Origin of the sequence: Cloacibacterium sp. Arc13 (assembly GCF_041431305.1) — a bacterium.
In the GTDB taxonomy this organism is placed as follows: domain Bacteria; phylum Bacteroidota; class Bacteroidia; order Flavobacteriales; family Weeksellaceae; genus Cloacibacterium; species Cloacibacterium caeni_B.
The window spans coordinates 35,358-54,650 of sequence record NZ_JASMRM010000003.1; the positions used below are offsets into that span (position 1 = coordinate 35,358).

General features: G+C 34.1%; 15 protein-coding genes. 11 read left to right on the forward strand and 4 right to left on the reverse strand.

The annotated features are described in order from the left end of the window. The first annotated feature begins 24 nt into the window (after positions 1 to 24). The 11 genes from QO190_RS03815 (at position 25) to QO190_RS03865 (ending at position 15,110) form a co-directional block, all read left to right on the forward strand. Positions 25 to 1,296, forward strand: a complete 1,272-nt coding sequence (locus tag QO190_RS03815) for a DUF4113 domain-containing protein (protein ID WP_371461877.1) — start codon at positions 25 to 27, stop codon at positions 1,294 to 1,296. 63 nt (positions 1,297 to 1,359) lie between these two features. Then, on the forward strand, positions 1,360 to 1,539 hold the full coding sequence (locus tag QO190_RS03820) for a hypothetical protein (RefSeq protein WP_371461878.1): 180 nt from the start codon (positions 1,360 to 1,362) through the stop codon (positions 1,537 to 1,539). A 61-nt stretch (positions 1,540 to 1,600) separates the two neighbouring features. Continuing rightward, on the forward strand, positions 1,601 to 2,395 hold the full coding sequence (locus QO190_RS03825; RefSeq protein WP_371461879.1) for a GLPGLI family protein: 795 nt from the start codon (positions 1,601 to 1,603) through the stop codon (positions 2,393 to 2,395). Positions 2,396 to 2,712: 317 nt separating this feature from the next. Then, positions 2,713 to 3,156: a 50S ribosomal protein L11 gene (gene rplK, locus QO190_RS03830; RefSeq protein ID WP_274780699.1), complete on the forward strand. Its 444-nt coding sequence runs from the start codon at positions 2,713 to 2,715 to the stop codon at positions 3,154 to 3,156. A gap of 11 nt (positions 3,157 to 3,167) precedes the next feature. After that, positions 3,168 to 3,860 (forward strand): 50S ribosomal protein L1, encoded by a 693-nt coding sequence (rplA, locus tag QO190_RS03835; protein WP_069799569.1) that lies wholly within the window; start codon positions 3,168 to 3,170, stop codon positions 3,858 to 3,860. 13 nt (positions 3,861 to 3,873) lie between these two features. Beyond that, the gene (gene rplJ, locus QO190_RS03840; protein ID WP_371461880.1) at positions 3,874 to 4,476 is read left to right on the forward strand and encodes a 50S ribosomal protein L10; all 603 of its coding nucleotides are present in this window, start codon (positions 3,874 to 3,876) and stop codon (positions 4,474 to 4,476) included. A gap of 67 nt (positions 4,477 to 4,543) precedes the next feature. Continuing rightward, entirely contained in the window at positions 4,544 to 4,912 is a 369-nt protein-coding gene (rplL, locus tag QO190_RS03845) for a 50S ribosomal protein L7/L12 (protein ID WP_104794381.1), read from the forward strand. Positions 4,913 to 5,219: 307 nt separating this feature from the next. Next, positions 5,220 to 9,047 carry a DNA-directed RNA polymerase subunit beta gene (gene rpoB / locus QO190_RS03850; RefSeq protein ID WP_213196716.1) on the forward strand — a complete coding sequence of 1,276 codons (3,828 nt, stop codon included), beginning with the start codon at positions 5,220 to 5,222 and terminating at the stop codon, positions 9,045 to 9,047. 30 nt (positions 9,048 to 9,077) lie between these two features. Then, the gene (gene rpoC / locus QO190_RS03855; protein WP_371461994.1) at positions 9,078 to 13,346 is read left to right on the forward strand and encodes a DNA-directed RNA polymerase subunit beta'; all 4,269 of its coding nucleotides are present in this window, start codon (positions 9,078 to 9,080) and stop codon (positions 13,344 to 13,346) included. 89 nt (positions 13,347 to 13,435) lie between these two features. Then, a complete protein-coding gene (locus QO190_RS03860; protein ID WP_069799559.1) occupies positions 13,436 to 13,738 on the forward strand; it encodes a DUF3467 domain-containing protein in 303 nt (100 codons plus the stop codon). A gap of 94 nt (positions 13,739 to 13,832) precedes the next feature. Beyond that, positions 13,833 to 15,110: an ectonucleotide pyrophosphatase/phosphodiesterase gene (locus tag QO190_RS03865; protein ID WP_371461881.1), complete on the forward strand. Its 1,278-nt coding sequence runs from the start codon at positions 13,833 to 13,835 to the stop codon at positions 15,108 to 15,110. 1 nt (position 15,111) lies between these two features. On the opposite strand, the gene QO190_RS03870 is transcribed toward QO190_RS03865, so the two are convergent. The 4 genes from QO190_RS03870 to QO190_RS03885 form a co-directional block, all read right to left on the reverse strand. After that, positions 15,112 to 16,590, reverse strand: a complete 1,479-nt coding sequence (locus tag QO190_RS03870; protein ID WP_371461882.1) for an alpha-amylase — start codon at positions 16,588 to 16,590, stop codon at positions 15,112 to 15,114. Positions 16,591 to 16,666: 76 nt separating this feature from the next. Then, complete coding sequence (dinB, locus tag QO190_RS03875; protein ID WP_213196712.1) at positions 16,667 to 17,758, reverse strand: DNA polymerase IV; 1,092 nt, start codon at positions 17,756 to 17,758, stop codon at positions 16,667 to 16,669. An 87-nt stretch (positions 17,759 to 17,845) separates the two neighbouring features. Further along, complete coding sequence (locus tag QO190_RS03880; protein ID WP_371461883.1) at positions 17,846 to 18,559, reverse strand: hypothetical protein; 714 nt, start codon at positions 18,557 to 18,559, stop codon at positions 17,846 to 17,848. A 4-nt stretch (positions 18,560 to 18,563) separates the two neighbouring features. Continuing rightward, positions 18,564 to 19,292 carry a hypothetical protein gene (locus QO190_RS03885; protein WP_371461884.1) on the reverse strand — a complete coding sequence of 243 codons (729 nt, stop codon included), beginning with the start codon at positions 19,290 to 19,292 and terminating at the stop codon, positions 18,564 to 18,566. Between the last annotated feature and the right edge of the window lies 1 nt (position 19,293).

The window sequence follows — 19,293 nt, forward strand, 5'->3', positions numbered from 1 at the left end:
TAATTCTTCTAAATTTCTTCTATTATGTTTGCGCTATTAGACTGTAATAATTTTTTTGTGAGTTGCGAAAGAGTTTTAGACCCTTCTTTACAGGAGGTTCCAGTTGTGGTTTTGTCTAATAATGACGGATGTGTAGTGTCTAGAAGTAACGAGGCAAAAGCTTTAGGAATTCCTATGGGAGCGCCAGTTTTTAAATATAGAGAATTGTTTGAGCAACATGGAGTGAAATGCTTCTCCGCTAAATTTGAATATTACAATTTCAAAAGTCAACAAGTTTCCGCGATTGCCAGTGAGTTTTCTCCCAATTTTGAAATTTACAGTATAGATGAACTATTTCTAGATTTTCATGGGTTCAAATATTTTAATTTGGAAGAGTACTCTCAAAATATCAAAGACCTTATTTTACAGAAAACAAAAATTCCTGTGAGTATAGGAATTGCGCCTACGAAGACATTGGCAAAAGTAGCCAATAGAATTGCCAAGAAATATCCAGAAAAATTTCAAGGAGTTTGCACACTTGATACTCCAGAAAAAATAGAAAAAGCACTTCTGTGGTTAGAGATTGGTGATGTTTGGGGAATTGGTAGAAGATTGGGGAATAAGATGAAAGATGCTGGCGTTTATAAAGCGGCAGATTTGCTTAAGAAACCAGAAATTTGGGTTAGAAAATTGATGGGAATTCATGGTGTGAGAATGATTAATGAATTAAAGGGAATTAAACAATTAGAACTTGATTCTCCTTCTAAAAAACAATCTATTGCTACTACCAGAAGCTTTATGGAGATGATTTCGGATAAAGAAATGCTGAGAGAGCGCGTAGAAACCTTTGCTTTCTCTTGTGCCGAAAAGTTAAGGAAACAAAACAGTTGCTGTAAAGTCATCTCGGTATTTCTACAAACGAATAGATTTAGAAAAGATTTGCCAGAATACAAAAACGGATTTTCTGTGGTTTTGCCTAACCCAAGTAGTTCTTCCATAGTTTTATCTAAAGCCGCAAATGCTATTTTTGAAGCCATTTATAAAGATGGTTTTTTGTATAAAAAGGCTGGCGTAATGGTATCTGATTTTGTTCCAGAAAATCAAAGACTGATTAATATTTTTGAAGAAGATGTAGAAAATAAACACCTTCCGATTATGAAAGCCATGGATTCTCTGAACAAGAAATATGGCAAAAATAAAATAAGATTGGCCTCACAAAACGGAAAGCCTACCTACGAAAGAAAATTATTGTCAAAAGAATATGAAGAATTTCTAAAACACAATACTTTGCCCGAAGCTAATTTTAGGTTTCATTGAGAGATTTTTTGTAGTTTTATAGTGTGAAAATAGTCACGGATTACAAATCCGAGACATCGGGAAGTGTTTTCAAATAATTGGATAAAAGAGAAAATAAAATACATTCACGAAAACCCAGTAAAAGAAATGATTGTAATAGAGGCAGAAAATTATTATTTTTGTTCTGCAAGGAATTATGCAGATTTAGACAATGCACTAAAAGTAGAAGTAGTTTTTATGGGCTGGGATAATCATAGAATATAAATAATGGTCACGGATTACAAATCCGCGACATCGGGAATATTTACTCAAATAAACTTTATAAATGAAATACTTATTAATCTTTCTTGGACTTTCTTCATTTTGCTTCTCGCAAAAAATAAGTTTTATTTACGAAACAAAATATAGATTGAATTCAGAAAAACCAAATGATGTTTATTCCGATAATATGATTTTGGATTTAAAAAATAATATTTCAATTTTTAGAGAATCTCAAGACAAAAAAACAGATTCAATAAAGTTGAATAATGGAAACGGAAGGTTTAAAATGGGTGTTGAACACCAATTCTATGTCAGAAAGAATCTAACAGAAAAAAGAATTGAAAAAGTAATAACTTATTTGGGAAGAAATTATTTTCTTCCAATCGAGGAAACATTAAATTGGAAAATAACTTCTGAGAAAAGAGTAATTGGAGTATATGAATGTCAAAAAGCAGAAACAAATTATGGAGGGAGAAACTGGATTGCTTGGTTTACTGCTGAATTACCTTTTGGAGATGGTCCATATATTTTCAATGGTTTACCTGGTTTGATTGTTTCTATTCAGGATTCAAACAATGAATATTCATTTAATTTGATAGAAGTCAAAAAAGGCGGGGATATTTTTGATGCACGCACAAAAGCAATAAAAATTGATTGGACAAAATATGAAACACTTGCAAAATCTTTTTTTGATGATCCATATGATATAAATTCAAAAGTGATGATGGGAAAAACGGTAACATTTACTGATCCGAAAGGTAATGTAATGGATATTTCAATAAAGAATAAAGAAATGCAAAATTATATTTTACAAAAAAATAATCCAATTGAATTAAATCACAAAATAAACTACAAATAAAACTTTCCCGATGTCGCGGATTTGTAATCCGTGACTAGTAAGCAAGAAGTCAACTTTTAATAAGTTGGCTTTATATTTTTTATTATAATCAAATTCCCCGATGTCGTGGATTTGTAATCCGTGACCCAATTTTTGCAATCTTGACAAATAATTTTTTATAAATTCTTTCTAAAAATCAACGCATTAACTATTGCAGATTCCAAAAAAATTCTTAATTTTGCACCCACAAAAAGTAAGTTAGGAAGGTGAGATAATCTAACTTGCTGATTTATAAATGCTTCCACATTCATAAATTAAAAATTTTTAAAAATTAAAAAATGGCTAAAAAAGTCTTTAAAATGGTGAAACTCCAAGTGAAAGGTGGCGCTGCCAATCCTTCACCACCAGTTGGTCCTGCATTAGGTTCTGCTGGTGTAAACATTATGGAGTTTTGTAAACAATTTAATGGAAGAACACAAGACAAGCCAGGGCAAGTTTTACCGGTTCTAATTACTGTTTACGAAGATAAGTCTTTCGAATTCGTAATTAAAACTCCACCAGCTGCAATCCAATTAATGGAAGCTGCTAAGGTAAAAGGAGGTTCTGGAGAACCAAACAGAGTAAAAGTAGGTTCAGTATCTTGGGAACAAGTGAAAAAAATCGCTGAAGATAAAATGGCTGATTTGAACTGCTTTACAATGGATTCTGCATTATCAATGGTTGCAGGAACTGCAAGATCTATGGGATTGAGAGTAACTGGAACTAAACCGTCTAACGCTTAAAACTTATTGAAATGGCAAAATTAACGAAAAAGCAAAAAGAAGTTGCGAGCAAAGTAGAGAAAAACAAGGTATATAACCTTGATGAAGCTTCTGCATTAGTAAAAGAATTAAACTATGCTAAGTTTGATGCTTCTGTTGACCTTGCAGTTAGATTAGGGGTAGATCCTAGAAAAGCAAACCAAATGGTAAGAGGTGTAGTATCTCTTCCTCACGGAACTGGTAAAGATGTTAAAGTATTAGCATTAGTAACTCCAGATAAAGAAGCAGAAGCTAAAGAAGCTGGTGCTGATTATGTAGGTCTTGATGAGTATTTACAAAAAATCAAAGACGGTTGGACAGATGTAGACGTAATCGTTACTATGCCTGCTGTAATGGGTAAATTAGGTCCATTAGGAAGAATTTTAGGTCCTAGAGGTTTAATGCCAAACCCTAAATCAGGTACTGTAACTATGGAAGTAGGTAAAGCTGTTGCAGAAGTAAAAGCTGGTAAAATTGATTTCAAAGTAGATAAATACGGTATTGTACACGCTGGTATTGGTAAAGTTTCTTTCTCTCCAGAACAATTGAAAGAAAATGCTGCTGAATTAATTCACACATTAATTAAGCTTAAGCCTACCGCTGCTAAAGGTACTTATGTAAAATCTATCTATCTTTCTTCTACAATGAGTCCGGGGATTGCAATTGATACTAAATCTGTTAACTAAAATCTGAAAGACAATGACAAAAGAAGAAAAAGTATTAGTAATACAAGAGATTAAAGATATGTTACAAGACGCTAAAGTAGTGTATGTAGCAAATCTTGAAGGATTGAATGCTGCTCAGACTTCAGATTTTAGAAGACAAGCATTTAAAAATAATATTAAGCTTAAAGTAGTAAAGAATACTTTATTACAAAAAGCAATGGAGCAAATTGAAGGTGTAGATTATTCAGAAATGTTCCCAACTTTCAAAGGGAATACTGCTGTAATGATTGCAGAAACTGCAAACGCTCCTGCTAAATTAATTCAAGGATTCAGAAAGAAAGAAGCTTTCCCAGCTCTTAAATCTGCTTATTTACAAGAAACGTTCTACGTTGGAGATAACAACCTAGATACTCTTGCAAATATCAAGTCTAGAGAAGAAATGATTGGTGAAATCATCGGATTACTTCAATCTCCTATCCAAAGATTAATTTCTGCTTTAGAAAATAAAGAAGAAGCAAAAGGTGCTAAAACTGAAGAAGCTCCAGCTGTAGAAGCTGCTCCAGAAGTAGAAGCTCCTGCAACAGAAGAAACTCCAGAAGCTCCTGCAGCTGAAGGTGAAGCTCCTGCTGCTGAATAATTAAACCGTCTCAATAGACACTCAAAAAAAATAACATAAATCGTTCAACAATTTAAACATTAATACAATGTCAGATTTAAAAAATTTAGCTGAAACGCTAGTAAACTTAACTGTAAAAGACGTAAACGAACTTGCTGCTATCCTTAAGGATGAGTACGGAATTGAGCCTGCTGCTGCTGCTGTAGTTGTAGCTGCTGGTGGAGCTGCTGATGCTGCTGAAGAAAAAACTGAATTCGACGTAATCCTTAAATCAGCTGGTGCTTCTAAATTAGCTATCGTTAAATTAGTAAAAGATTTAACTGGTGCTGGTCTTAAAGAAGCTAAAGATATGGTAGATGGTGCTCCAACTGCAATTAAAGAAGGTGCATCTAAAGATGAAGCTGAAGCTCTTAAGAAGCAATTAGAAGAAGCTGGTGCAGAAGTAGAATTAAAATAATCTATTTACACCGTATAAGACTTAGACCTTCCCAGAATTGGGTAGGTCTATGTCTATTTTAAGAGTTAAATTGTTTTAAAATTATAACTCACTGATTTTCAATTATTTGGAAATTTTAAATTCTAAAGAAAAAATATTTTGCACTACACTGTGAAAAGATATACCAGTGTTGCAGTTAAAAATGTAGGAAGCTAGATGCAAGAAGCAGGATGTTAAACATCTGGAATCAAACATCATACACCCCGCATTTTTGATATTTTTCAAAATAAAGTAAAATATTTTTTAACCCAACTTTTCTTACCATTTTATGAGTAAATCAAAAGCTATCACAAGCACTCAGGAAAATCAAAGAATTAACTTTTCTTCTGCGAAAGGGAACGTTGTGACTCCGGATTTCTTAGACATCCAGTTGCAATCTTTCAAAGAATTTTTCCAGTTAGATACACTTCCTGAGGACAGAGTGAATGAGGGTCTTTACAAGACTTTTCAAGAAAACTTTCCTATTACAGATTCTAGAAATCAATTCGTATTAGAATTTCTAGATTATTTGGTAGATTCTCCTCGTTATTCTATTGACGAATGCGTGGAAAGAGGACTTACTTACAGTGTGCCTCTTAAAGCAAGACTTAAACTATACTGTACTGACCCGGAACATGAAGATTTCCAGACAGTAATTCAAGATGTATATTTAGGTCCAGTTCCTTACATGACTCCTTCTGGTTCATTCATCATCAATGGTGCAGAACGTGTAATTGTAACACAGTTACACAGATCTCCAGGTGTATTCTTTGGACAGACGTATCACGCAAACGGAACTAAATTGTACTATTCAAGAATTATCCCTTTCAAAGGATCTTGGATGGAATTTACTACGGATATCAATAACGTAATGTATGCGTATATTGACCGTAAAAAGAAATTACCTTTAACTACATTACTTAGAGCAATCGGTTATGAGTCTGATAAAGAAATTCTTCAGATTTTTGACTTGGCAGAAGAAGTAAAAGTATCTAAAGCGAATCTTAAAAAAGTTCAAGGTAGAACTTTAGCAGCGAGAGTATTGAATACTTGGTTCGAAGATTTCGTAGACGAAGATACAGGTGAGGTAGTTTCTATCGAAAGAAATGAAATTATCCTTGACAGAGAAACTGTTCTTGAAAAAGAACACTTAGACCTTATTTTAGATGCTGGTGTTAAGTCTATCTTAATCCACAACGAAAATAGCGGTGAATTCTCTATCATTCAAAATACACTACAAAAAGACCCTACCAACTCAGAAAAAGAAGCGGTAGAATACATTTATCGTCAGTTACGTAACGCAGATCCACCAGATGAAGAAACAGCAAGAGGAATTATTGAAAAATTATTCTTCTCAGAACAAAGATATTCATTAGGTGAAGTAGGACGTTACAGATTGAACAAAAAATTAGGTCTTAACATCCCTACTACTACAGAAGTTCTTACTAAAGAAGATATTATCTCTATCGTAAGACACTTAATAGAATTAGCTAATTCTAAAACTGAAGTAGATGATATTGACCACTTATCAAACAGAAGAATTAAAACTGTTGGTGAGCAATTAGCTGGTCAATTCGGTGTAGGTCTTTCTAGAATTGCGAGAACAATTAAAGAAAGAATGAACGTAAGAGATAACGAAATCTTTACGCCACTAGACTTAGTAAATGCTAAAACATTAACGTCAGTAATCAACTCATTCTTTGGTACCAACCAGCTTTCTCAGTTCATGGACCAAACCAACCCCCTATCTGAAATCACTCACAAGAGAAGACTTTCAGCTTTAGGACCTGGTGGTTTATCAAGAGAAAGAGCAGGTTTCGAGGTGCGTGACGTTCACCATACTCACTACGGAAGAATTTGTCCGATTGAAACTCCAGAAGGACCAAACATCGGTTTGATTTCTTCATTAGGATGTTATGCAAAAATCAATACTTTAGGTTTCATCGAAACTCCGTATAGAAAAGTAGAAAATGGTAAAGTAGATTTCTCTGCAGCACCAATCTATTTAAATGCAGAAGACGAAGAATCTAAAATCATTGCTCAGGCAAACGTAGATTTAGCAGATGATGGTACCTTCAATACAGAAAGAGTTATTGCTCGTCTTGATGGTGACTATCCAGTAGTAGAGCCTAGTCAAGTAGACTTATTAGATATCGCACCTAACCAGATTGCTGGTATTTCTGCATCTTTAATTCCTTTCTTGGAGCATGATGATGCGAACCGTGCATTGATGGGATCTAACATGATGCGTCAGGCTGTTCCATTGTTAAAACCAGAAGCTCCAATCGTAGGTACAGGTTTAGAAAAACAAGTGGCTACAGATTCTAGAATCTTAATTAATGCTGAAGGAAATGGTGTAGTAGAATATGTAGATGCAGACAAAATCGTAATTAAATACGAAAGAAGCGAAGATGAGGATTTAGTACAATTCGAATCTGCTACTAAAACATATAACTTAACTAAGTTCAGAAAAACCAACCAATCTACTACCATTACTCTTAGACCAAACGTAAGAGTGGGTGATACCGTAGTAAAAGGACAAGTGCTTTGTGATGGTTACGCTACTGAAAAAGGAGAATTAGCTATTGGTAGAAACCTTACTGTAGCCTTCATGCCTTGGAAAGGGTATAACTTCGAGGATGCGATTGTAATCAACGAGAAAGTAGTAAGAGAAGACTGGTTTACTTCTATCCACGTAGATGAGTATTCACTAGAGGTAAGAGATACCAAACTAGGTATGGAAGAACTAACTGCAGATATTCCTAACGTTTCTGAAGAGGCTACGAAAGACCTTGATGAAAACGGTATGATTAGAATTGGTGCAGAAGTAAAACCTGGTGATATCTTAATTGGTAAAATTACGCCAAAAGGTGAATCTGACCCTACTCCAGAAGAAAAATTATTGAGAGCAATCTTCGGTGACAAAGCTGGTGATGTAAAAGATGCTTCATTAAAAGCAGATTCTTCACTAAGAGGTGTTGTTATCAACAAAAAATTATTCTCAAGAAATATCAAAGACAAGAAGAAAAGAACTGAAGAGAAGTTAAAACTTGAAGAAATCGAAAACAGATACAAAGCTCAATTCGATGAATTAAGAAATACCCTTCTTGAAAAATTAAATACTCTTGTTAATGGTAAAACTTCTCAAGGTGTTAATAACGACTTAGAAGAAGAAATCATTCCAAAAGGAGCTAAGTTTACGCTTAAACTTCTTCAATCTGTAGAAGATTATGTAAACGTAAGTGGTGCAGATTGGACTGTAGATGCTGATAAAAATGATTTAATTAAACAATTAATTCATAATTATAAAATTAAATATAATGATATTCAAGGAGTTAAAAACCGTGAGAAATATGCTATTTCTATCGGAGACGAACTTCCAGCAGGTATCATTAAACTAGCTAAAGTATACATCGCTAAAAAACGTAAATTAAACGTAGGTGATAAAATGGCAGGTCGTCACGGTAACAAAGGTATCGTGTCTAGAATCGTAAGAGAAGAAGATATGCCATTCTTAGAAGACGGAACTCCAGTAGATATCGTATTGAATCCACTAGGTGTACCTTCTCGTATGAACATTGGGCAGATTTACGAAACCGTTTTAGGATGGGCTGGTAAAAAATTAGGATTAAAATTTGCTACTCCTATCTTTGATGGTGCAAGCTTAGAACAAATCACAGAATACACCGAAAAAGCAGGTCTTCCTATCTACGGAAGTACTTATTTATATGATGGTGGTACTGGTGAGAGATTTACTCAGCCTGCTACAGTTGGGGTAATTTATATGTTGAAACTAGGACACATGGTAGATGATAAGATGCACGCACGTTCTATCGGTCCTTATTCATTAATTACTCAGCAACCATTAGGAGGTAAAGCACAATTCGGTGGACAGAGATTCGGAGAGATGGAGGTTTGGGCTCTAGAAGCATTCGGAGCGTCTAACATCTTGAGAGAAATCTTAACCGTGAAATCAGACGACGTAATCGGTAGAGCGAAAACGTATGAAGCAATCGCAAAAGGTGAGGCTATGCCAGAACCTGGTATTCCAGAATCTTTCAACGTATTGTTACACGAATTACAAGGTCTAGGTCTTGATATAAGATTGGAAGAGTAATCCTCATTTTTTTAATTTTTATTTGAACAGATTATGTCAAAAAATAAAACAAGTAGATTTAGTAAAATCACGATCGGTTTAGCTTCTCCTGAAATCATTCTTCAAGAGTCAAAAGGAGAGGTGCTAAAACCAGAAACGATTAACTATAGAACTCACAAACCAGAAAGAGATGGTTTATTCTGCGAGAAAATCTTCGGTCCTGTAAAGGATTACGAATGTGCTTGTGGAAAATATAAGAGAATTCGATACAAAGGCATCGTTTGTGACCGTTGTGGTGTAGAAGTTACCGAGAAAAAAGTACGTAGAGAGAGAATTGGACACATTAACTTAGTGGTTCCAGTTGCTCACATCTGGTATTTCCGCTCACTTCCAAACAAAATTGGTTACCTTTTAGGATTACCTTCTAAGAAATTAGATATGATTATCTACTACGAAAGATATGTAGTAATCCAACAAGGTATCGCTAAAAAAGCAGACGGTTCTGATTTCGAAGACAAAGAATTCTTAACAGAAGAAGAATATCTAGATGTTTTAGAAACCCTTCCTATCGAAAACCAATATTTAGAAGATACAGACCCTAACAAATTTGTTGCTAAAATGGGTGCTGAAGCAGTGGAAGAATTGTTAAAGAGAATTGATTTAGATGCTCTTTCTTACGATCTTCGTCACAAAGCTCACAATGAATCTTCTAAACAAAGAAGAACTGAAGCATTAAAAAGATTATCTGTAGTAGAAGCTCTTAGAGGTGCTAATACCAGAATGATTAATCGCCCAGAATGGATGGTGATGCGTGTTCTTCCTGTAATTCCACCAGAATTAAGACCATTAGTTCCACTAGATGGTGGTAGATTCGCTACATCAGATTTAAATGATTTATACAGAAGAGTTATCATTAGAAACAACCGTCTAAAGAGACTTTTAGAGATTAAAGCTCCAGAAGTTATCTTGAGAAATGAGAAGCGTATGCTTCAGGAAGCGGTAGATTCATTATTTGATAACACTAGAAAATCATCTGCTGTAAAATCAGAATCTAATAGACCATTGAAATCCCTTTCAGATTCATTGAAAGGAAAACAAGGTCGTTTCCGTCAGAACTTATTAGGGAAAAGGGTAGATTACTCTGCACGTTCGGTTATTGTTGTAGGTCCTAACTTACAATTACACGAGTGTGGTATCCCTAAAGATATGGCAGCAGAACTTTACAAACCATTTATCATTAGAAAGCTAATTGAAAGAGGTATTGTAAAAACAGTAAAATCTGCTAAAAGAATTATTGATAGAAAAGAACCAGTAGTTTATGATATTCTAGAAAACGTGATGAAAGGTCACCCAGTTCTATTGAACCGTGCACCTACCCTTCACAGATTGGGTATCCAAGCGTTCCAGCCTAAAATGATTGAAGGTAAAGCTATCCAACTTCACCCGTTAGTAACTACGGCATTCAACGCCGACTTCGATGGTGACCAGATGGCGGTACACTTACCTTTAGGCCCAGAAGCGATTCTAGAAGCTCAGTTATTAATGCTAGGTTCTCAGAATATCTTGAACCCAGCTAATGGTTCTCCTATTACCGTACCTTCTCAGGACATGGTTCTTGGTCTATATTTCATGACCAAAGAAGCGCATTCTACAGAAACGCACAAGGTAAAAGGTGAAGGTTTAGTATTCTATTCTCCAGAAGAAGTAGAAATTGCTTACTCTGAAGGTCAAGTTTCTCTTAACGCTAAAGTAAGATGTAGACTTCCATTTAAAACAGAAGAAGGAGAAATCGTAACTAAACTTCAAGATACTACAGTTGGTAGAATTTTATTTAACCAAATTGTTCCTAAACAAGTAGGTTATATTGATGAATTATTGACTAAAAAATCATTAAGAAACGTAATTGGTAAAATCTTAGCAGATACAGATTTCCCAACTACTGTTAAGTTCCTTGATGATATGAAAAATCTTGGTTATATGAACGCTTTCAAAGGCGGTCTATCTTTCTCACTGGCTGATATTGTAGTACCAGCAGAAAAGAAAACCATGATTGCTCAAGCAATTGAAACAGTAGACGAGATTAAAGGGAACTATAACATGGGTCTTATCACAGATACAGAACGTTATAACCAAGTAATCGACGTTTGGACCAATACCAATGCTGGTCTTACTGAAATGATTATGAGCAGAATGAAATCTGACCAAGGTGGATTCAACTCTGTATATATGATGCTAGATTCTGGAGCGAGGGGTTCTAAAGAACAGATTCGTCAGTTATCTGGTATGAGAGGTTTGATGGCAAAACCACAAAAAGCTGGTGCAGTAGGAGCAGAGATCATCGAAAACCCAATTATTGCGAACTTTAAAGAAGGTTTATCAATTTTGGAATACTTTATCTCTACCCACGGTGCTCGTAAAGGTCTTGCGGATACCGCTCTTAAAACTGCGGATGCTGGTTACTTAACAAGAAGATTAGTAGACGTAGCTCAAGACGTAATCATTACAGAAGATGATTGTGGTACATTAAGAGGTACAGAAGTAGCTGCATTGAAGAAAAATGATGAAATCGTAGAAAAACTATCAGAAAGAATTCTTGGTAGAGTTTCTCTTCACGACATCTATAACCCAGAAAACGACGAAATTTTAGTTCACGCTGATGAGTTAATTAACGAAGACCTTGCTAAAAAAGTAGAAGAAGCGGGTATAGAAACCGTAGAAGTTCGTTCACCATTAACTTGTGAAGCTAAAAAAGGTATCTGTGCAAAATGTTACGGTAGAAACCTAGCTACTGGTAAGATGATTCACATGGGAGAAGCTGTAGGGGTTATTGCAGCACAATCAATTGGGGAACCAGGTACTCAGCTTACACTGAGAACTTTCCACCAAGGGGGTACTGCAGGAAACGTTTCAGAAAATCCTACTATCGTTGCTAAGAGAGATGGTATCGTAGAATTTGACGAATTAAGAACCATTATTTCTGAAGATGAAAATGGTAATGAAGCAGATATCGTAATTTCTCGTTCTACAGAATTCCGTTTAGTGGCAGATAATGCAGCGAGAACTCCATTAATGGTAGCAAACGTACCTTATGGTTCTGCACTTTCTGTAAAACCAGGTGATAAAGTGAAAAAAGGAGACCTTATTGCAAAATGGGATCCATATAACGCGGTTATCATCGCAGAAACTGCTGGTAAAGTAGAATACGAAGATATTATTCAAGGGGTTTCTTTCCAATTAGAAATCGACGAACAAACAGGTTTCGAAGAAAAAGTAATCTCAGAATCTAGAAATAAAAAAGCCATTCCTACCTTGAAAGTGGTAGATTCTAAAGGAGTTGAGCAAAAAGCATACAACTTACCAGTAGGAGCCCACTTAATGGTAAATGATGGTGAAAAAATTAAGGCGGGTAAAGTCTTAATCAAAATTCCTAGAAAATCTGCAAAAGCAGGGGATATTACCGGTGGTTTACCAAGAGTAACCGAATTATTCGAAGCGAGAAATCCTTCTAATCCTGCTGTAGTTACAGAAATTGACGGGGTAGTTTCTTATGGTAAAATTAAGAGAGGTAACCGTGAATTAATCGTAGAATCTAAAACGGGTGAGATTAAGAAATATTTAGTAAAACTTTCTAATCAAATCTTAGTTCAAGAAAACGACTTCGTGAGAGCTGGTTCGCCACTTTCTGACGGTTCTGTAACACCAGATGATATCTTAAGAATCAAAGGTCCAACAGCTGTTCAAGAGTACTTAGTAAACGAAATTCAAGAAGTTTACCGTTTACAAGGGGTAAAAATTGACGATAAGCATTTCGAAATCATCGTAAGACAGATGATGACTAAAGTAGAAATTGTAGACGGAGGTGATACCCAATTCCTTGAAAATAGTCTAGAACATAAATATGATTTCCTTGAAGAAAACAACAGAGTTTTCGGATTGAAAGTTGTAACTGAACCAGGAGATTCTAAAATTTTCAAAGCTGGTCAAATGATTACCGCTAGAGAATTGAGAGACGAAAATTCTAAGCTGAAGAGAGAAGATCTTCAATTAGTAGAAGTTCGTGAAGCACTTACTGCAACTGCAACACCTGTATTACAAGGTATTACCAGAGCAGCTTTACAGACTAAGTCTTTCATGTCTGCAGCATCATTCCAAGAGACTACTAAAGTTCTAAACGAAGCAGCAGTGTCTGGTAAAGTAGACGAACTAAACGGTCTTAAAGAAAATGTAATAGTAGGACATAGAATTCCTGCAGGTACAGGTCTTAAAGATTATCAAAGTGTAATCGTGGGTTCTAAAAAAGAATTCGAAGATTTAAATTAATATGAATGTAAGGTTTAAAGACAGTTTTACTGTTCTTTAAACCTTCTTTTTTTTGAATGTAAAATATTAACTTATTAAAACTTATACAAATGGATAACAACCAAAACCAAGATCAAAACATTAATATTCAATTAAACGAAATGGTAGCAGCTGGTGCTTATTGCAACCTAGCATTAGTAAACCACTCTCCATCTGAGTTTGTATTAGATTTCATTCAATTAATGCCAGGAGTTCAGCAAGCTCAAGTAAGAAGCAGAGTAATCCTTGCTCCCCTTCATGCAAAAAGAGTTTTAGCTGCTCTTCAACAAAATATCCAAAACTATGAAGCTCAATTCGGAGAAATCAAAGAAGTTGAACCTTTCGTAGTAGGTGCTGGTAATGCTCAAGCATAATCAAAACTTAATAAAATATTCTAAATTCTAGTCATTTAAAATGGCTAGGATTTTTTTTTGCAAAAACGTGTATTTTTGTAACAAATCATCTGCAATGAAAAAAATATTTTCGGGTTTCACTATTTTTCTGTTTTCTCTCTTTTTTGCTCAACATAATCTCGCGTTTGATACAGCCCAAGTTATTACTCCTAATAGATTTAATTCAGCAAAAGCATTAGAAAAGCCATATCTTATTTTTATTTCTGCAGACGGTTACAGATATGATTATACCGATAAATATAATGCTCAAAATCTTCAAAAATTTTCAAATGAAGGCGTAAAAGCAAAAGCCATGTTGCCAAGTTATCCAAGCATTACTTTCCCGAATCATTGGTCTATTATTACGGGTTTATATCCTTCTCATCACGGTTTGATAGATAATTTTTTCTATGATTACTCCAGAAAAGAAGCGTATGCAATGAATAAAAAAGAAAATGCAGAAGATGGTTCTTGGTACGGCGGAATTCCGCTTTGGAGCTTGGCCGAGCAACAAGGAATGGTTACCGCTTCTCTACAATGGGTTGGTTCTGCAAGTGACGCTGGAAAAACAAGACCAACATACTATTATCACTACCACGAAAAATTTTCACCAGAAGAAAAAATTAATAAAGTAGTGAACTGGTTAAAATTGCCAGAAAATGTTCGTCCGCACTTTATTTCACTGTATTTTCCAGAAGTAGATGGAGCAGGTCATCGATTTGGACCAGAATCTCCAGAAGCCGAAAAATCTGTACAATTGGTAGACAACACTATCGGAAATTTGGTGGAAAAAGTGAATCAATTGGGTTTGAAAAACGTGAATTTCATCTTCGTTTCTGACCACGGAATGATTAAAGTAGATAAAGAAAATCCGCTTTCTATTCCAGAAATGCTTCTCAATAAAGAAAGATTTGATATTTATAATTCTCAAACCTTACTCAGAGTGGTGGTTAAAAATCCTGATGAGGTAAAATCAGCATATCGTGAATTGAAAAATTCAAAAACTGAAGATTATCAAGTTTTTTTGACCAAAAAATTTCCTAGAAAACTGCATTATAGAACAAAAGATGACAAATATAGCCGTATCGGTCAGATTTTATTAGTTCCAAATGCTCCAAAAATATTTTTAGAAAAAGAAAAATCTACTTCTGCGGGAAAACATGGCTACAATCCTAGAAAAACACCAGAAATGAAAGCTGCTTTTTACGCTTGGGGAAATGTTTTCAAAAACCAAACAGAAATCGATGAATTTCAGAACGTGAGTGTTTATCCTTTGGTTGCGGAAATTCTCGGTTTAAAAATTTCAGAACCTATTGATGGGAAATTTTCAGAGGTTAAAAAAGCTTTGAAATAAATTATTCAGGAATCCAAACGCTTACATTTCCAGCAGGAACGGTAAAATTTCCCCAACCATTTTCATCAATTTGAACAGTATGTTCGAATCTTCCTAATGCGTCATAAAAATACTGACCAGCATATTGTGTTCCCATTTCCATAGGTTTTTCGTATTGTTCTTTATTGCTGATGACTACTGCACAACCTTTATATTCGCCATCACCTTCTCGAGTCCAACCGATGCAATTAGCATCTTCGAAATAATCTCTTTGCATTCCGTAAGCATTATTTTTTCTCAATTTCAAAAGTTCTTCTATTTGGTCTACTTTTTCTAAGAAAATTTCGTGTTCATTGCCATCACTTCCATAATCTTTGTAAGTGGCTCCAAATAAATCTGGATAAAAAACACAAGGAAAACCTTCTTGTCTCAGCAAAATTAATGCATAAGCAATCGGTTTAAACCAAGGTTCTACAGGAGCTTCTAAAGCTTGCAAAGGTTGAGTATCATGGTTATCAACCACCGTAACTGACAAATTTGGTTGTGATTGAACCAAAGTATTGTCAAAAATTGTACGCAAGTCAAATTCGCTTCCCGATTGTGACGCAATATGCAAATTATGATGCAAAGAAGCGTCAAAAAGGCTCATACAACCTTCGGTTTCTTCAATATATTTTTCTAAAAGTGGCAATTCACCAGGAGCCCAGAATTCTCCTACTGCAAAGAGGTTTTTACCAGTATTGGCTCGTAATAACTGAAGCCATTCTTTATAAAATTCTGGCGATTGATGTTTCACAGCATCTAAACGAACGCCTTCAAAACCGACGGTTTCATGATACCACGTTCCCCAATAATTGAGCTCTTCTCTTACATGAGGATTGCGATGTTCGATGTCATTGTACATCAAAAAATCGTAATTTCCTTTTTCATCGCTGGTCATTTCTTCCCAACCATCACCATGTTCGGTAATAATTTGATAAATGAAATCACCTTCTTCACCTTCGGCAAAATCTACGCCTGTAAAACAAGTGAAATTCCACTCGAAATCTGAATATTTTTTATTTCTTCCCGGGAAAGTAAATTTAGTGTAACTTTCTATTTCAAAAGGCTCAGAAATGAAGTTCTGTCGATTGTTTGGGTCTACTTTGTACACTTGAAAACGTTCTTTTTCATCACCGCCAGCTTTGTGATTCAGCACAATATCTACAATTGCTCCAATTCCCTTTTCACGAAGCGCATTGATAGCAGAAACATATTGTTCTTTAGTTCCATATTTGGTAGGAATTCCTCCTTTTTGGTCAAATTCTCCCAAGTCAAATAAATCATAGGGATCATAACCCACAGAAAATCCGCCACCATTAGCTTTGTAAGCAGGTGGTAACCAAACCATTGTAATGCCAAGTTCTGCTAAATATTCTGCGTTTTGTTGTACTTCTTCCCAAAGTTTTCCATCGCCTTCTGTGTACCAATGGAAATATTGAATCATAGTTCCGTTCATCATTTCTGTTTTTTTATGTTGCAAAATTAGAACGATGAAGCGAAATTAATTTACAGATTTTCAGGGAATTATTTTATAATTATTCGTTTTCGAATTCTTCAAAAGGAATTTTGAGTTGTACAGAAATTTGTTTTTTCTCTTCTGTGTTTAGGTTAGAAAGTGATAAACCAAGCAATCTGATGGCTTTATTATAAGGTCTTAGTTCCCAAAGTTTTTGGGCAGTTTCGTAGAAATCTTCAGCGTTTTCATAATACACTTCTTGTGTTTTGCTACGAGTGTATTGAGAAAAATCCTTGTATTTTATTTTTAAAGTCAAAGTTTTTCCCTTAATTTCTCTTTTCGAAAGTCTAGATTCTAGTTCTTCGCTTAGTGATTTTAGTTTTTGGTAAAGTTCTTCATCTTCGTTGATGTCATCCCAAAAAGTATGTTCTACACCTACACTTTTTTGAATTCGGTGAGGTTTTACTTCTCCATGATGAATTCCACGAACCACGTTGTAATAATAAATTCCAGATTTCCCGAAAAGTCTTGCCAGTTCTTCCATAGATTTTGCCTTCAAATCTTTGCCTTTGAAAATCTGTAAACTGTACATTTTATTGGCGGTAACTTTTCCGATTCCGTAGAATTTTTCAATCGGAAGTTCTTCTAAAAAATCTAAAATCTGAGTAGGATGAATGGTTTTTTGTCCGTTTGGTTTATTGATGTCTGAAGCTACTTTGGCCAAAAATTTATTCACCGAAATTCCAGCAGAAGCAGTGAGTCCTGTTTCTTCAAAAATTTTTTGACGAATTTCTTTTGCAATCTCATTGGCAGATTCTATGTTTTTCTTGTTTTCGGTAACGTCTAAATAGGCTTCGTCTAGAGAAAGCGGTTCTACCAAATCAGTATATTCATGAAAAATTTCTCTGATTTTCTGCGAAATTTCTTTGTAACGATGAAATCTTGGCTTTACAAAAATCAGATGCGGACATTTTTCTTTGGCAATTTTACTCGACATAGCAGAACGAACGCCAAATTTTCTAGCTTCGTAACTTGCTGCGGCTACTACACCTCTATGTTCACCGCCTACAGCAATGGGTTTTCCTTTGAGTTCAGGATTATCGTGCTGTTCCACAGAAGCGTAAAACGCATCCATATCTACATGTATGATTTTTCTCTGTGGAATTTGCATACACAAAGATAAGGAATTGGGGATTTTAAAAAATTATTATAAAAATGAAACCTTAAAGGATTCTAAATCCTTTAAGGTTTGAGAATATTATAAATATTTCAAAAAAGGTTTTACTTTTTCTATTTGTTTGATATATTTAGTTTGGGAAATAATACTAAAAAAACTAATTAATGTAAGAATTAATGTTCCAATTATTAAAAGTAATATTTGTGTTATTTCAAAATTAGTTTTCCCAGAATGAATTAATTTTTGAACTTCATCAGAATAGTCAAAAAATTTTGCCGTAAATTGTAATGATAAACCAAGTATTCCTAGGAATAAAAAGGAGCCACCTTGATGAAGTGTTAAAATATAATTGCTATATTTTCTCGCTAGCTGAAATTTTTTAAAATTTTTAATATAAACAAATAAAGGAAATATAGAAAAAGATAAAAAAGTTAAAAGGCAAAAGTATTTAAAAATATTTTTATTAAATATCAATGCAGATATAATAATTAAACTGATTGTTAAAATTGTATATTTTGATGCAGAAATAAGATTCTCTACAGCTAGTTGTTGTCTTACACCTCTAATAAATGGACTCGTGTCTAATAAATCTATGCTTCCGTTCCAAGAAAGTGTTAACTCTTCTTTCCAATCATCTTTTACTTTCTCAAAAGCTTCCTCAAAACTCAAATTTTCTTCTCTCTGCAAATCATTAATTTGAGAAACAAAATGGTCATTTACTTCTATTAAAATATCAATCGGCAGTTTTTTTGAGAGCAGATAATTGCGGATTTCTGTGAGTTGACGTTCAGTCATTTTACTAGTTTTTTAGATAATCAGATAAAAATGGTCTTACCTCTTTAATTTTTTTGATGTAAAAGTATAATTTTATAGAAAAGAAAGTAAACATTAAAATGATTAAGAATGTTAATATGCAGAGTAATGTTGCATTAGTCTCATTGATATTTAAAATTCTTTTGTAATTACCATTTAGAATATAAAATATTTGTTCTGCTCTTTTTAATATATCTTTTGAAAAGGTTAAGATATAAAAGATGGAGACCGCTCCAACATTTGAGATGCTCTGTAATGAATTAAGTTTAATTTTTTTGTATTTGCTTGAAAGTTCAAAATCATTATAGTTTACTATTTTAATCACTATTGGTAATGTAAATAGAATAATTTGAATGAAAGAAAAATAGTAGGTAAAAATTTTAACATTACTAAAATTAGAAATCATTAAACTAATTATAAGAATAGCAAAGAATATTTTTAGAGATAATATGAAAAAATTAAGATTTTGTCTCTGTTTGATTTTTTTTAATAGTACTACGTCTGAGTTATTCGAATAAATTGTGCTAAAACTTAATTCTTCTTTCCAATTTTCTTTGGTTTTTTCAAAAGCTTCTTCAAAACATAGATTTTCTTCTCTTTGCAAATCTGAAATTTGAGAAACAAAATGGTCATTTACTTCTATTAAAATATCAATCGGCAGTTTTTTTGAAAGCAGATAATTGCGGATTTCTGAGAGTTGTGATTCTGAAAGCATT